Origin of the sequence: Paraburkholderia rhynchosiae (assembly GCF_002879865.1) — a bacterium.
Taxonomy (GTDB): domain Bacteria; phylum Pseudomonadota; class Gammaproteobacteria; order Burkholderiales; family Burkholderiaceae; genus Paraburkholderia; species Paraburkholderia rhynchosiae.
Genome location: NZ_PNXY01000016.1, coordinates 43,053 through 57,079, shown reverse-complemented (window position 1 = coordinate 57,079; position 14,027 = coordinate 43,053). Strand labels below are relative to the sequence as shown.

Sequence of the window (14,027 nt, the reverse complement as noted above, 5' to 3'; positions counted from 1 at the left end):
GCACGACCACGTTAGCGCTCATACACGGCGCGATTTATCACCTCGTGCGTTAACTGCGCGCCCTGGTATTCGCCGACGACCTGTCCGTCACACATGACGATGACTCGATCGCAGAAATCGACCAGGATGTCGAGGTCGGAATCAAACACGAGCGCGCCGATTTTTTTCGCCTCGACGACTTCGCGGATCGTGTTAAAAATCTCCGTGCGCGCACCGATGTCGATGCCCTGCGTCGGCTCATCTAGAATCAGCAGTTGCACATCGCGGCGCAACCACTTGCCAAGCGACACTTTCTGTTGATTGCCACCTGAGAGGTTTTCGATCGGCGTGCTGATGCTTTCCGTCTTCACGCTCATCGTGCGCACGACTTCATCCGCCGCGCGTCGCACTCGTGCGGACACGATGCCGATGCGGCTCATCAACGCGCTGAAATCCGCTAGGACCGCATTCTCCGCGACGCCTAGGCCGTGGAACACGCCGCTGCGGCGCTCCTGCGGCACATATGCGAGGCCCTTCTCAACGAGCGCGCGTGTTGAAAGGTTGGTGATGTTGGCATCGTGCAGGTGGATGGTTCCGGCCTGTGCCTTTTGCAGCCCGAAAAGCAGCCTACCGAGCTCCGAACGTCCCGAGCCGACGAGCCCCGCGACACCGACAACCTCGCCCCGTCCTACAGTTAGATCGACTTGACGAAGCCGGATACCAGATAAGCCGCGTACCTGCAGCAGTTCCGCCGCGCGCGCGGTCGTCGCCGAACGCGCCGTCAGCGGCCTGATCGCCTTGTTGACGATCAGCGTCACGAGCTTTTCCTTGTCGATGGCAGAGGTAGGGCCGTAAAAGACAATCGCACCGTCGCGCAGCACGGATACTTCGTCGGCCACCTGCATCACTTCTTCAAGCCGGTGTGTGATGTAGAGAATTGCGACGCCCCGAGCCTTCACGCGTCGTACCATCTGCAACAAGTGATCGACTTCGGAGATGGGCAGACGCGCCGTCGGTTCGTCGAGCACCAGTACGCCACCACTCTCCGGCAAGCTGTTGAGCGCGCGGGCGATGGCGATCATCGACTGATGCGCGGGACCGAGCGAGGCGACCGCGTCGCTCGCGAGGGTGGCGATGCCGTACTCGTCGAGCAGCTTCTGCGCGCGGCGATGCTCCTCGCGCCAGTCGATCGCGCCCCTGCTTAGCGTGAAGCCGCAGGTGAGGCCGAGGTTCTCGGCAATCGACAGCGAAGGCACGAGCCCCAAGTCCTGATGCACGAACGCGATGCGCTCGCGCGCCGCGTGGCCCGTCGGCGAGATCTCTCCGCTGTCCGGTTCGTGATAGCCCGAGAGAATCTTGACAAGCGTGGACTTGCCGCATCCGTTCGCGCCGAGCAGCGCATGCACGCGGCCCGCGCGAAAGTCGATGCTCACGTCCTTCAGGGCATGTGTCGCGCCAAACGATTTGTTTAGGCCGCGAATCCGGACGCGGATTTCCTGATCGTCCTCGAGAACGTCGCTCATTTCTGCACGCCCCACAGCTTGCGATATGCCGCCCGGAAGTCGTAGCCGCCCTGCCAGCCGTGCGACATCTCGTAATCGCTGAGCATACCGATATTGGTCTTGTCGAACAGTCGCACCGGAATGCCCTGATTGACGGTGGGCTGGCCCTGCATCAACCGGTTCAAGTTGTCGATGACGGCGTACGCGTCCCATTCGCGTGGATCGGCGGCACACACTGCTTCGACCTGCCCGTCCTTGATGAGCTGAAGGCTCTCGGCGTTGCAGTCAAAGCCGGCGCCTCGGACCTTCGCCGCCAGATCCGAGGCGACCAGCGCGCGCGACACACGGCTCATGCAGGCATCGAAGCACCACGTCCAGTTGATCTTCGGATTCGCTTGCACGGCCGCCGAGGCGATTGAACTGGGCTGGGTGTCGATGTTTGCCATGGCCCATTCCTTCACTGTAACTTTGCAGTCCTTACATTTCTTCGAGTCGGTGAGGACGTTCTTCGTGCCAACCCACTGACCATTTCGCGTGACGTAGAGATCCGTATTGAGCAGAATCAGAGCGTTGACGTTGCCATTCGACTTCCAGATCATATAGTTCGCGAGCGCTTCGCCATGCTTGGCATAATCCCACGATACATCCGGAATCGAGTCCGGCGTGTTCTTCAGCGTGCCGAGCGTGATCAGCGGAATCTTCGCTTTCAGCGCACGCGCCACGCCGTCCGAGACGGTCGTCGTATCAACGAATTCGAGCACGATGCCATCGTACTTCGCATCGATGGCGGAGTTCAGCGCCTTGTTCTGCTCCTGAGGATCGCCGCGTCCATCGAGCACGTTGACCTGCCAGCCGAGCGCCTTGCCCGCTTCGACCATGGCGCGCGAAGCGCGCGCCGCGCCATCGGCCGCCTCGCAGCACGACACGACCGCTATGCGCTTGCCGACAATCGGCTTCGAACTGGATGACGGACCTCGCCATTCGATCTTCGCAGTCATCAACTGCTCGGCGGCCACTTTCGCCGCGGAAGCTTCCGGGGTAAGCGGAGCGTCTGCCGCGACTGAAGCCGATACGGGCGTCAGCACCGCGACGAGGGTAGCGGCGCACGCTAGTACAGCGCGCTTGAAAGTCATCGCCGAGCGTGACTGCGCTTTTCGGACTGAGCCGCCGATCGTTCTCCACACTGTCTTCATGCTTGTCTCCGTCAATTTTGAACGTCGCTCTGGCACTGAGGACGCGATTTTTATGCACAGATGATTTAGGTTAGTAATGCTTGTTGCGTACTCGACTCTTTCGGGACGATGTCTGTTCGAATTTTTTCGTCGCTGACATCTGGAACGAAGCGTACTGAGCCCGATCTGCGTCGACTAGGACTTTTGCGCCATCGCGTTGAACCACGACCCTTAGTGTTTTCCCTCAGGAGGAAACACCGATTGTTTCCTGTAACGATTTCGGTAGCGTGGCTTTGAAACTGTGGCTAGGTACCGGCTCGGTTGTTGGCATAGTCGGTGTCACGGAGGGCGCGGCCAATCGGTCAGAATCTAGAGGCGGGAGGGACGGTGTACTTTGAAGCGTGGAACGCTGCACTGCAGCAGAATTGTGGTCATTATTTCGGAGCGCCGCGAAAAGGCCAAAAAGTCATAGATGGTCATTTTTGGTCGCGCGACGTGGCAGGGCTGAGCACGGTAGATATCGCGTGTGATATCGAAAAGATAGACCGCCCGATCGAGGGAGTCCGTAGAGACGGCAGAGAGTACGCCTTTCTCATCGCGCCAACCTCGGGTCAGATACAAATGGAGCAAGACGGGAAGCGAAGCATCGTAGCGCCCGGCGACCTATTCCTGCTTGATTCCACTCTTCCGGCGACCGTCGGCTTTGGCGACGCTTTCTGTCGGTACATTGCCGTCCATGTTCCGCGTGCACTGTTAATGCTGGACGGGCCTCCGGGGCTTATGACCGGTGCGCCTCATTGCGCCGACCGAGCCGCTTTGCTGCGCTTGTATCGCTATGTCTTGAATTGGAACGATACGAAGCGTGGCGGTGATGCCGACTACCTACTTGGACTGACGCGAGCGACTTTTTCCCATAACGACGCTTCTCGTCCGGCGAAAGTTATGCGGACGCCACGATTGCGCTTCGAATTGGCCGTTCGGGAAATCGACACATTCTTGAATTCCGCAGAGCTATCCCTTCCGTGGCTAGCTCAACGCCTCGGCATATCGACGCGTCAGCTTGACCGAGATTTTGAAGCGAACGGAACGAGCTTCGTTCAAACGCTCCGTGCCAAGCGTTTAAAGCTCGCCGCAGAGTATATGGATGTTTCAGTCCGTTCTGGTCGAGTGGTGAGGATCATTGACCTAGCTCAAGACTCCGGCTTTCGAGACTTATCGAACTTCAACCGAGCTTTTAAAGCTGCTTTCGGTGTTACGCCAGGCGACTATTTGCGCGGGGGCTGCCAAATTGGACTTGCCCCTGCATGACCGGACATGGGGCCACGCTTAGATTGGTGAATTTGCTCGCTGGCGATACTCGCGTGGTGAGCAGTATTTCAGGGCGCTGTGCAGATGCGACTCGTTGTAGTGTATATGAACGCCTCCCTTTGCGAGAGGCTTCGATTGGCATTCCAGAACAAGACGGGCTGCAGCTGTATATCCGTACATGGACTCCCGCCTATGAGCAAGATCGGTTTGCATTTTGAGGGTCACGACTGCGTCCGTACATTCGGCTTCTGATGTGCTTGCTGCTGCACGAGCCATCATGGAAATTTGCGCGCTTGCTCCTCATCGGCCTTCTGGCTTCGTACTGCAGCCACCGGATATATCAGGATCTGCAAGCGCCGGTCCGACCGGTTCGCCGTGCTTGCCGCTTCTTGCGCAATCGCGAAAGAAATAAAGCAATACTCAATATCTGTTGCCTGTTACGCACCTCGGAAGCAGCCGTTACCTGTCAATATTGCCCAGGCAATGCGCGCCGTCTTGTTCGCCAGGGCGATCGCAGCAATGCTCACGTGGCGGCGTTGCATCACAGCCTTGATCCAGCGACTGTGCCGATCGTCGCGACGGTTCACGAAGTGCATGACCGCGCGGGCGCCCTGTACAAGCAGGGTTCGGAGATAAGTGTCGCCGCGCTTTGTGATACCGCCTAACCTGGTTTTGCCTCCGCTGGATTTTTGCCTTGGCGTCAGCCCCAGCCAGGCCGCAAATTGCCGCCCGTTCCTGAACTGGGACGGATCACCGACACTGCTGACGAGCGCGGTCGCGATCACGGGTCCGATTCCTGGAACGGTAGCGAGCCGTTGGCAAGCCTCATTGCTCTTGAAGATCTCCGCTATCTCGGCAGCAAGTTCGTCGATCCATTGCTGCAGCGCCGTCAGTTGTTCGAGGTACATCGAGCCAAGCCGTCTGAGCAAGGCGGTAATGGAGGAATCGGGATTGTTGACGAGCTCAACCACTCCCTTTCTCAATTGCGGAAGACCTATCGGGAAGATCACCCCCTCTTCAGCAAACATGCTCCGGATCTGATTGGATTTGGCAGTACGCTCCAGCACGAGCCGTTGGCGCATGCGATGCACCGACTGTAGCGACTGCTGTTCTGCGCTCTTGATCGCGACGAAGTGGATGTTCGGACGCATCACTGCCGCACAGATCGCCGCCGCGTCATTCGCATCGTTCTTGCCGCCGACCAGAAACGGCTTCACGTACTGCGGTGGCAGCAGGCGGACCGTATGACCCAAGGCGGTCAATTCACGAGCCCAGAAATGGGAGCCGTGACAGGCTTCGATTCCAACCAGACCCGGTTCCAGCTTTGCGAAGAACTTCAACACCTCAGCTCGGCGAAGTTTCCGCTGAACACCGGTTTTGCCATGGCGGTCGACGCCATGAATCTGAAACACGTTTTTTGCGATATCCAGACCAATGGTTAGTGCAGGCATTGTCGTTCTCCCGGGAATTGGTGGGGTAGGTGTCACCCCTCTTGCTGATTCCAAACAAGCTTACGGCTCCTCGCCTTCCCGATGCGGACCGGTCCATGCTGCAACTGGCCAGACTGGAGATCTCCCGGTTCCTGTACGAGGAGCGAGCGTGCGTGCCAGGGTCTTCGACCACGCCGAGCCGACGGAGTGCTCGCATTAGCGCTCCCCGTCGTGTTGCCTTCCGCAATGTCAACAGCGTCGGCGCTCGGGATAATTAAACTATCGCGGCTCAATGGCTGGCCCGCACTTACCCCTGTCAACGCTTCGCCGCATGTCTCGCGACAGACTGCGCATGACTCGGGGACAACGTGGTTTGCTAGACCTTCGTTGTCAGAGACTTCCACTCTTTACTCCTTGCCGGTCTCCCGGCGCACTGACAATTTCCTTCGGTCTACGCCTACGCTTACGATGAGTGATTGATTGATCCATAAATCGCGAAGACGCCCTTCAACTGCGATTCGGCACAGGTGCCGCGGCGCCAACCCTCTGATCAACCATCAGCACCCGGTCGGAGCCGGGAAGATTGGGCTTCCGGATGGCGGTCCACTTTGCGTCTGACTTGGCGAACCGTGAGGCGCGATGCGGGGGCTTGCAGCCGCCAGATCCAAAACTACCGGAATCCGTAGCAACAGGCGAAAACCGCAGCCCACTGGCGCTACGTTGCAGGGCCGATCGACAGTGGGCAAACCTTCCGACCTTCGACTTCCGTTCGACACCAGCCAATAGCCAGGTCTCCCTCACTCAGCCCGCCCGGCGCAGCTGACCTGCATGCACGACCTGTTCGGCAAACGGAGCGGCCTCTCGCGAAGCCAGCATAACGGCAAGCCGCCCCACTCCATCAGCCGTAATCCATTGGGCTTTCGGATGCCCGTTCGACCGCGTCGCAACAATATTGTCGACAAGCAGAGTCAGTGACCGCGCACCCGAGGTCGCGAGTTCTTGGTCCAGAACGCGCATAAGCACGGATCCGGACGACAGCTGCCTATGTCAGCACTGCTCCTTGGGAACGTCGAACGCCCCTGCGCGCCTGGCGTCCGGCACTTCGTCCGCGCGAAGTGCAGCGCCGAGCTGTGATCCGTGGAGTTGCCCGCTCGCCGCCATCCGGTCGAACGCCTCGGTTGGCGTTGGGACATTTGCGGTACGCACATCGATCACCACGGCCGTTCGTGCCTGCAGCGCCTGCTCGAATCTATCCGCGAGGTCCGATGCGTTGTACACGGTCACGCCGCGCGCTCCAAGCGACGCGGCGAATTTCGCCCAGTCGTGCGTCGGCAGCTCATGCAATCGCCCCAACTCCGGGCTGACCCGGTCGGCGCGCAGTTTCGGATTGCCGTACGCCGAGTTATTCAGTACCACGCAGATCAGCGGAACGCCGTAGCGAGCAGCAGTTTGCATTTCGATGCCGTGCATCAGCATGCAGCCGTCGCCGGTCACGACCACGCACGGGTCGTCAGGACGGGCCAGCTTCGCGCCGATCGCCGCGGGAATCGCCCACCCCATCGATCCCATATACTTGATCGACGTAAAGAAACGACGCGGTTCGTATGCGGTCCAGTAGTGACCCGCGAAAAAAGCATGCGCGCCGCTATCAATGAACAGCATCGTTGAGCGGGGCATCACGCGACGTAGCACCGTGATTGCTTCGGCCGGGTGCAGCCCCCTTGATTCAGATGCACTACGCCGGATTGGATCGGTCAGCGTGCCGTTCGGTTTCAGCGATACGAGCCAGTCCAGCCGGGCTCCCCGGCTCGCTCGCAGGCTAGCGGACAGCGACGGCGCGGCGCAGTTAAGCGCGTCGAGGCAGCAGCGGACGTCGCCGAGTATCGGTAGGTCGACACGATAGTCCTGAAACACACCGCTTGCGTTGATGTCGTTTGCGATCAGCGCATGCCGAGGCCTGAATCCAGTCGTCCAGACCAGCGTGTCCAGCATGTTCAGTCGCGACCCGAGCACAAAAAGCACATCGAGGTTGCCGGACGTGAGCGCGTCGATCGCCGGCCTGTTGCCCGGCCAGCCCATCACACCGAGGCTAAGGCGATGGTCCTCTGGGAACACACCTTTTGCGGGCAAGGTCGTCGCCACCGGTATGTCAAAGCTTTCCGCAAAACGAACCAGCGCTTCGGTAGCGTCCGACTGCACGCAGCCGGAACCGGCAAGCACGGCAACTTTGGCCTTGGTTCCGACCTGCTCCCAAAACGCGTCGCAACTGCCGGTGTCCACGAATCGAGGCTGATACAGCGACGAAGGAAGTCTTGCCCACTCGCCCGTGATGCCGGCTTCTTGGACGTCGAACGGAATTGATAGATGTACTGGGCCGCGTGACGCGTGATCCAGCATACTACGCAGTAAATGACCGAGGTGATGCCAAGCAAGCGATGGCGAAGTAAGGTCCCGCTGTAATGCGGTGACCGAACCCGACATATCGGCACCCCGGATTCCGGTAGCGCTGGAGTCTTGGTAAGCGCCCCGTCCTGCACGGTCCTGCTTCACTTCTCCCGAGATCGCCAGCAGCGGCGATCGATCCGTGTGGGCCATTGCGAGGGCGGTCAGCGTATTCGTGAAGCCTGGCCCGCTCGTCGTCGCGCAGACGCCGAAGCGGCCTCCTGCACGTGCATACCCATCGGCCATATAGGCTGCGCCGGCTTCATGCGCACAAACGATGGGTTGCACTTCGTGCTGCCGCGTCAGGCTTCTGAGCAGCGGGTCGATCATTTCACCCGGCACGCAGAAGAGGTGCCCGATGCCTTCCTCGCGCAAAGCGGTAACGATGGCGTCAGCAACGTTCACGCGACCTCCGCCAGTTCGGATCGAACGACCTGAATTGCGTTCAGCGTGCGCGGCACGCCGATGTAGACTGCGAGCAGGATGATGCTTTCGAGAATCTCTTCGAATTTCATGCCCCGTTTCAATGCGGTATGCACATGCTGGCGCAATTGGAGTTCGGTATCGCCCTGAGTAATCAACGTCGAAAAAACGACGAGTTCCTTTTCGCGTGCCGTCAAGCTCGGCCGTTGCCACAAGTTGCCCAGCCCGAACTCCTCGACAATCGAGAAGTAGTCCGGGCAAAAGTCCTTCAGCGTCCTTAGCGAAGCGGCGTGCGCTGGATGATAGATTTCATTCAGTTCCCGCTGACCAGCGCTAAGAAAACTATCTTTTTCCTGTTCCATAAATCATTTCCTCTATCGTGTGGAAGTACCGCTTTGAAGAGTCCCTGTGCCATAGCCGGCGGTAATGCGGCCAGTGGTTGCGAAAATCGAGCCTCGTCGATTCGTTGCAGCGATAAGTTGCCGGGTCGAGCCTGTCTTCCTGCGTCAGCGCGCCATGCGGGACGCTGGCCGACAATGCAGCATCTCGCAGCCCTCGCCGTGAAATCTTGCCCCAGCGCTTCGCGCAAACGGAATGCCAATGCGCCGCGCGCATGGCTTATATCAACCAGCCTGTATCGCAACTCTGGCTAATTCATCTAGCGGAAGCCACCTCCAACGAGCAGGTTGTCGCCCGTAATCCACCGCGCGTCATCCGACGCGAGAAACACCGCCACAGCAGCAATATCATCGGGCTGCCCAAGACGACCCAGAGGCGTCTGTCTGAGCACCAGAGCGTCAAAATCGGACCCGACGATGCCCGCACTGTGCGTACCTTCTGTCAGGACTATGCTAGGGTTGATCGAATTAACGCGAATGTGGCGTGGTCCGAGTTCGCGCGAAAGCACCCCCGTAATGGCATCGATGGCCCCTTTCGTACCCGCATAGACTGCCGTTCTCGGAAGTGCCGCGTGACTTGCGACGGAACTAAGGTTGATGATGCTGCCGCCGCCGAGCAGATGCTTGATCGCAGCTTGTGTGACGAGCAGCGTGCCAAGCACATTGATATTGAACTGCTCATGAAAATGCTCTTCCGTCACGTCCTCTATGGAAGCTAGTTCGTAGATCCCTGCGTTGTTGACGACGATGTCAAGGCGACCGAAATGCTCGATCGCGCCATCGACGATAGCTTGTGCGTCCGCCAGTTTCGATACATCGCCGCCGATAGCGACGGCTTTGCCTCCGGCATCTGTAATTGCATCGACAACCGCATCCGCTCCCTTCTTACTGCTTGAATAGTTGACGACGACGGCCGCGCCTTCGGCCGCCAGCGCCTTTGCAACGGCAGCACCGATACCCTTCGATGCGCCCGTTACGACTGCTGCTTTATGTGCAAGCTTGCTCATTGCTCTCTGTCCTGTAAGAAATCATGACGCGATAAGATCTGTCAGATGCTGCACCGGCGCTGCGCATACAACGCAACCAGATACATGTTGTTCAAATCGCCACTCTCGGCAAGGACGGCAAACGTCGGAGTGTGCCATCTTCGCGGACGGAACTACCTCACCGCGACGCTCTGTGCGCTCATTGCCGCGAGGCGGTGCGCTTCTTCTACGATCACGTCCTCTTGCCCCGCTACCAGCTTTCGCTGGGCAAGGGCCTGACACAGCTCGAATGGATCGATCTTAAGCTCGGACGCTAGGCGCTCGATGTGCGGAACGAAGCCCGAGAAGAGGCCAAAAACGCCCGTGATGATGTTAGCGATGGGGATGTGAGGGGTCCGAATCGGCAGCACCTCGTCTGCGCACTTCGCTAGTCTGGCTATGCGCGCGAAGTCTGTACCTAACTGGTACCGATGGCGCTCAAGAACTGGAACCAACGTTTCGAGCTGCGTGTTGCCGGCGCCGGCGCCGAAACCGCACACGCAGGCGTCGAGGAGCGTGGCACCGCTCTCCGCCGCGGCAATCGAGTTCGCTACCGCGAGCCCCAAGTTGTTGTGAGCGTGATACCCGATTGGTATTGACAGACCATCGATCAGGGTCTCGACCTTTTCCTTGACGAGTTCCGGGGTCGAAAAGCCCGCGCTGTCCATCAGGACGATCGCATGCGCGCCGTACGATTGCATCAAGCGGGACTGATCCAGGATCTCTCTGGCATCGGCCATATGCGACATCATCAGCACGCCATAGGCGGTTTTCCCGACGTGCCTCACGTACTCGATGAAACGCCGGGTGATGTTGGCCTCGGTGCAATGGGATGCCAGCCGAAACACGTCGACGCCGGCTTCGAGCGCCACCTCAATGTCGGATATCTTGCCGAGCCCGGGAATGAAATGAACTCCGAGCTTCGTATGCCTGAGCTTTTCACGCACGGACGCCAGCATGTCCGCATCGGTGCTCGCCGCTTTACCCAGCAAAGCCGATGAGGCACCCAGTCCGTTACCGTGGCCCACCTCCACGATATTGATCCCAGCCTCGTCGGCGGCCTGCGCGTAGCGGACGATCTGCCCAATTGTCAACTGGTGCCGCACCGCGTGATTTCCGTCGCGCAGGGATGCGTCGGTCAGAGTGATGTAGCCTTTCACGATTGCATGCTCCTCGTCACACGGCCCTTGTGCCCCGCTACCGCGACAGCCGCGCAATTGATGATGTCGAGATTGCCCGCATAGCTCGGTAGATGATGTCCGCTGCCTTGCACCTTCACGCTGACAGTGATTCGTCCTTCATCCAGAATCGGCGCGAGCACGATCTGAAAGCCGGGGACGTATTCCTGTACGGAAGCGACGGCGCTACTGATTGCGCCCTCGATTTCGGAAAAGTCACCACATTTCGCGTAAGCGTAGATCGTCGTTTGCATCATTACGCCCGGTTCCGCAGGATTGATATTTAGGATCGCCTTCACCTTGTTCGCCCCCGAAAAGAGAGACAGGGCCCGCTCGGTAGTAGTAAGGTAATTGTTGATATTTTCCCGCGTCGCCATGCCCGCGCTCGCGGCCGCTATTGTCGAAACGACCTCGAGGTAGTCAATCTGCTGCGTCGCCTGCCTGAACGCATGCGCGAGCGGCAAACTCGCCTGTCCGCCGCAGGTAACCAGACTGATGTTTTGCTGCGCGGCGACGTCGGCGAGATTGACCGATGGCACACACACCATACCAATGCCAGCCGGCGTCAGATCGACGGCAAATTTCCCGCAAGCAGAAAAAACGGCATTGTGGTCGACGTGCGCATAGGCTGAGGTCGCATCGAACACGATGTCATATGCATTGCGGTGCGCTTTCAGGAAATTGATTCCATCCGCCGACGTCTCGACGCCACGCTCTTTCGCAACGGCGAGCCCGCGGCTCTTCTGATCGCGTCCGGCCAAAAACGCAAGGCTCAAGCTTTCCGACGCGAGGACCTTGCACATCAGATCGGTACCAAGCATTCCTGATCCAATGATGGCTACGTTCGTGCGTGAATCACTCATTTCGCGCTCTATTTGGGCTAAAAATCATCGACATTGGCACCTTCCAGTTGAGAAAAAGTTAGAAACGTGGTTGCGAATCGGGGCTGCATAGCGCGACCATGTCTCCGTGTGCTTGGGGCATATGGTCTTTCTCCGCGGTTGCGGCAGCGACCGGACTGTATCCACGCAGTCTCTGAGCAGCTTCCGGGCCATGTGGGTCGCAAACCCTCGGAATCCCGGCACGACAGGACCTCTGGCCCACTTGCGAAGAATTGTGCCGCTCGCTAACGTCGGTCTTCAGACAATGAGGTCGACTTCCCCACGAACCGCACGCGTTTAGACTCAGAGCTAAGCGGCGAGCGCATTTGGTTGGGCAGTTTGAAAGGTGAAGTGCAACCGGTTTAATGAAATGCAAAGGGACGTGTTGAAGCGACTTCGCGCATGCCTGCGAAGACTTTCTGGACGCAGCGAATGAGCCGAAGCCCATGCTTGCAAAAGATTCCAACAAGATTGCGCCGGGGCCAGTTCGAGCAGCTTGTCTGGCGGCATCTGAGAGCCTGGGCCGTCGCGGACCTCTCCCCACGCTGGCCTTGCACAGTCGGAGTAGGAATGACAGTCACCCATCACCCCCTCCACAGATCCGTACGTGCGGAATTACCGCATACGGCTCCTGCCTTGGGTCGTAACGATCAGACGTTGATTCGGATATGGATGACATATATGAGCCAGGGGCAACCAAAGTGCTACGAGCCGGGTCATCCGCAGCCACGTCAGGCGATGCTTCTGACTACGGCGGCGCAACGTGCGGTACCACAGGCGGGCAATACCAACCCGGAAGCACCCGAGGCGCGATCCGTTTCGTGGCATGCCAAAGTACCGCACATGCCCAGCCACCACGGCGCGCAGATACCGCCCCTGCTCCGCAATAGTCTGGTGCATGCGTCGTCGCAGTTGTTCCTTGACTGCCTGAAGCTTGGCTCGCATTCGTTTGGCGCTGGTCAGCCGCAATACCGCAAACTTTCCTTTACGGGTCTTCCCGCAGCAATGCGTGAAGCCCAGGAAGTCGAAGGTCTGCGGCTTACCGCCGCCGCGGCGTCGACAGTTCTCGCGCGCAAAGCGTCCGAACTCGATCAGCCGCGTCTTGCTCTCGTGCAGCTTCAGGCCGAAGCGGGCCAGTCGTTCAGTCACTTCGCGCTGGAAGCGCTCCGCATCCCGCACGTACTGGAACCCCGCGACCCAATCATCGGCATACCGCACAACGATCATGTCGCCTTCGGCGTGCCGCGCACGCCACTGCTTCACCCACAGATCGAACGTGTAGTGCAGGTAGATGTTCGACAACAGCGGCGAGATGCTGCCGCCCTGAACGGTACCAACTTCACTTTGCGTCAACCTGCCGTCTTCCAGCACGCCAGCGTGCAGCCATTTCTTGATGAGCCGCAGCACCCGCGTGTCCGCTACCCGGTGCTCGATGAATCTCATCAGCCAGTCGTGTTCGATTGTGTCGTAGAACTTGCTGATGTCCGCATCGAGTATCCAGCTCACCTTTCTGCGCTCGATACCTACACTCACGGCGTCGAGTGCGTTGTGCGCACTCTTGCCGGGACGGAAGCCGTAACTGAACCCGACGAAGTCCTGTTCGTAGATCGCGTTGAGTACTTCGACCGTGGCGAGCTGGACGAGTTTGTCTTCCAGCGCCGGCACGCCCAGCGGGCGCTTGCTGCCGTCGGCCTTGTCGATGTACACGCGCCTGACAGGCTGGGGCCGGTAAGCCCCCCGGGTCAGCCGGTCGGACAGGTCCAGAAGCCGTGCTTCGAGGTCCAGTCCGTACGACTGCCACGTCTGGCCGTCCACCCCGGCAGCCGCCTTGCGCTCCAGCGCAAAGTAGGCTACCCGCAGGCGGTCGACCGCGTAGATGTGATGCATCAGGGTGGTGAACTTCGCACCCGGTCGGCCTTTGGCCGTCTGTCGTATGCCGTCGAGCGCGGTTCCCATGTCATATTCCCGCCCCAATCTGCGGGACATGCGCGCACCGACTGCATTGCCCTTGGCCTGCCGCCTTCCCTCCACCGCCTCCGCCACCGCAGGAGTTGCGCCCGCAGTCTTGTTCGGCAGCTTCTCAGGTACTACGCAGCAGTCCGACTTCCCACGCCCGTAGCTCATCGTCGTGCGCCCTCAGGCTTCACGATGCGCACTGCGCCCGACGCTTCCCAGCGCGGCACAGTAGGGCCCGGGACCTCCCGGTTCCCGAGCAAAGTGTTTCCGCACGTGCACGGGGTCTCTGACCGCGCGGGGTCCGGCACTGCCTCGCCAATGCGGCAGCGTCGG

General features: G+C 59.5%; 10 protein-coding genes. 1 reads left to right on the top strand and 9 read right to left on the bottom strand.

What is annotated here, in order from left to right; translation table 11 throughout:
* Nucleotides 1–11: 11 nt before the first annotated feature.
* Together C0Z16_RS21930 and C0Z16_RS21925 are read right to left on the bottom strand one after the other, a co-directional pair.
* The gene (locus C0Z16_RS21930; protein WP_102634188.1) at nt 12–1,502 is read right to left on the bottom strand and encodes a sugar ABC transporter ATP-binding protein; all 1,491 of its coding nucleotides are present in this window, start codon (nt 1,500–1,502) and stop codon (nt 12–14) included.
* Entirely contained in the window at nt 1,499–2,674 is a 1,176-nt protein-coding gene (locus C0Z16_RS21925; RefSeq protein WP_102634187.1) for a sugar ABC transporter substrate-binding protein, read from the bottom strand. Before C0Z16_RS21925 ends, C0Z16_RS21930 begins: the two co-directional genes overlap by 4 nt.
* Nucleotides 2,675–3,040: 366 nt before the next feature.
* Between C0Z16_RS21925 and C0Z16_RS21920 the strand changes: the two genes are divergently transcribed.
* Entirely contained in the window at nt 3,041–3,961 is a 921-nt protein-coding gene (locus tag C0Z16_RS21920) for a helix-turn-helix domain-containing protein (RefSeq protein WP_102634186.1), read from the top strand.
* A 437-nt stretch (nt 3,962–4,398) separates the two neighbouring features.
* Here the strand turns inward: C0Z16_RS21920 and C0Z16_RS21915 are convergent, their stop codons facing one another.
* The 7 genes from C0Z16_RS21915 to ltrA form a co-directional block, all read right to left on the bottom strand.
* Complete coding sequence (locus tag C0Z16_RS21915) at nt 4,399–5,412, bottom strand: IS110 family RNA-guided transposase (protein WP_102634185.1); 1,014 nt, start codon at nt 5,410–5,412, stop codon at nt 4,399–4,401.
* A gap of 1,026 nt (nt 5,413–6,438) precedes the next feature.
* Nucleotides 6,439–8,238: a thiamine pyrophosphate-binding protein gene (locus C0Z16_RS21900; RefSeq protein WP_244201308.1), complete on the bottom strand. Its 1,800-nt coding sequence runs from the start codon at nt 8,236–8,238 to the stop codon at nt 6,439–6,441.
* Nucleotides 8,235–8,618 carry a carboxymuconolactone decarboxylase family protein gene (locus C0Z16_RS21895; protein WP_102634182.1) on the bottom strand — a complete coding sequence of 128 codons (384 nt, stop codon included), beginning with the start codon at nt 8,616–8,618 and terminating at the stop codon, nt 8,235–8,237. The genes C0Z16_RS21900 and C0Z16_RS21895 overlap by 4 nt, the downstream gene beginning before the upstream one ends.
* Before the next feature lie 296 nt (nt 8,619–8,914).
* Nucleotides 8,915–9,661: an SDR family NAD(P)-dependent oxidoreductase gene (locus C0Z16_RS21890; RefSeq protein WP_102634181.1), complete on the bottom strand. Its 747-nt coding sequence runs from the start codon at nt 9,659–9,661 to the stop codon at nt 8,915–8,917.
* Nucleotides 9,662–9,813: 152 nt separating this feature from the next.
* Entirely contained in the window at nt 9,814–10,839 is a 1,026-nt protein-coding gene (gene dmpG, locus C0Z16_RS21885) for a 4-hydroxy-2-oxovalerate aldolase (protein ID WP_102634180.1), read from the bottom strand.
* The gene (locus C0Z16_RS21880) at nt 10,836–11,720 is read right to left on the bottom strand and encodes an acetaldehyde dehydrogenase (acetylating) (RefSeq protein ID WP_102634179.1); all 885 of its coding nucleotides are present in this window, start codon (nt 11,718–11,720) and stop codon (nt 10,836–10,838) included. Before C0Z16_RS21880 ends, dmpG begins: the two co-directional genes overlap by 4 nt.
* Nucleotides 11,721–12,353: 633 nt before the next feature.
* The gene (gene ltrA, locus C0Z16_RS21875; protein ID WP_455430266.1) at nt 12,354–13,862 is read right to left on the bottom strand and encodes a group II intron reverse transcriptase/maturase; all 1,509 of its coding nucleotides are present in this window, start codon (nt 13,860–13,862) and stop codon (nt 12,354–12,356) included.
* Nucleotides 13,863–14,027 lie beyond the last annotated feature (165 nt).

Excerpts from the sequence above, each read along its gene's own strand:
- C0Z16_RS21930 (WP_102634188.1), bottom strand. The coding sequence starts at position 1,502 with ATGAGCGACGTTCTCGAGGACGATCAGGAAATCCGCGTCCGGATTCGC.
- C0Z16_RS21925 (WP_102634187.1), bottom strand. The coding sequence starts at position 2,674 with ATGAAGACAGTGTGGAGAACGATCGGCGGCTCAGTCCGAAAAGCGCAG.
- C0Z16_RS21915 (WP_102634185.1), bottom strand. The coding sequence starts at position 5,412 with ATGCCTGCACTAACCATTGGTCTGGATATCGCAAAAAACGTGTTTCAG.
- C0Z16_RS21895 (WP_102634182.1), bottom strand. The coding sequence starts at position 8,618 with ATGGAACAGGAAAAAGATAGTTTTCTTAGCGCTGGTCAGCGGGAACTG.
- C0Z16_RS21890 (WP_102634181.1), bottom strand. The coding sequence starts at position 9,661 with ATGAGCAAGCTTGCACATAAAGCAGCAGTCGTAACGGGCGCATCGAAG.
- C0Z16_RS21880 (WP_102634179.1), bottom strand. The coding sequence starts at position 11,720 with ATGAGTGATTCACGCACGAACGTAGCCATCATTGGATCAGGAATGCTT.
- ltrA (WP_455430266.1), bottom strand. The coding sequence starts at position 13,862 with ATGAGCTACGGGCGTGGGAAGTCGGACTGCTGCGTAGTACCTGAGAAG.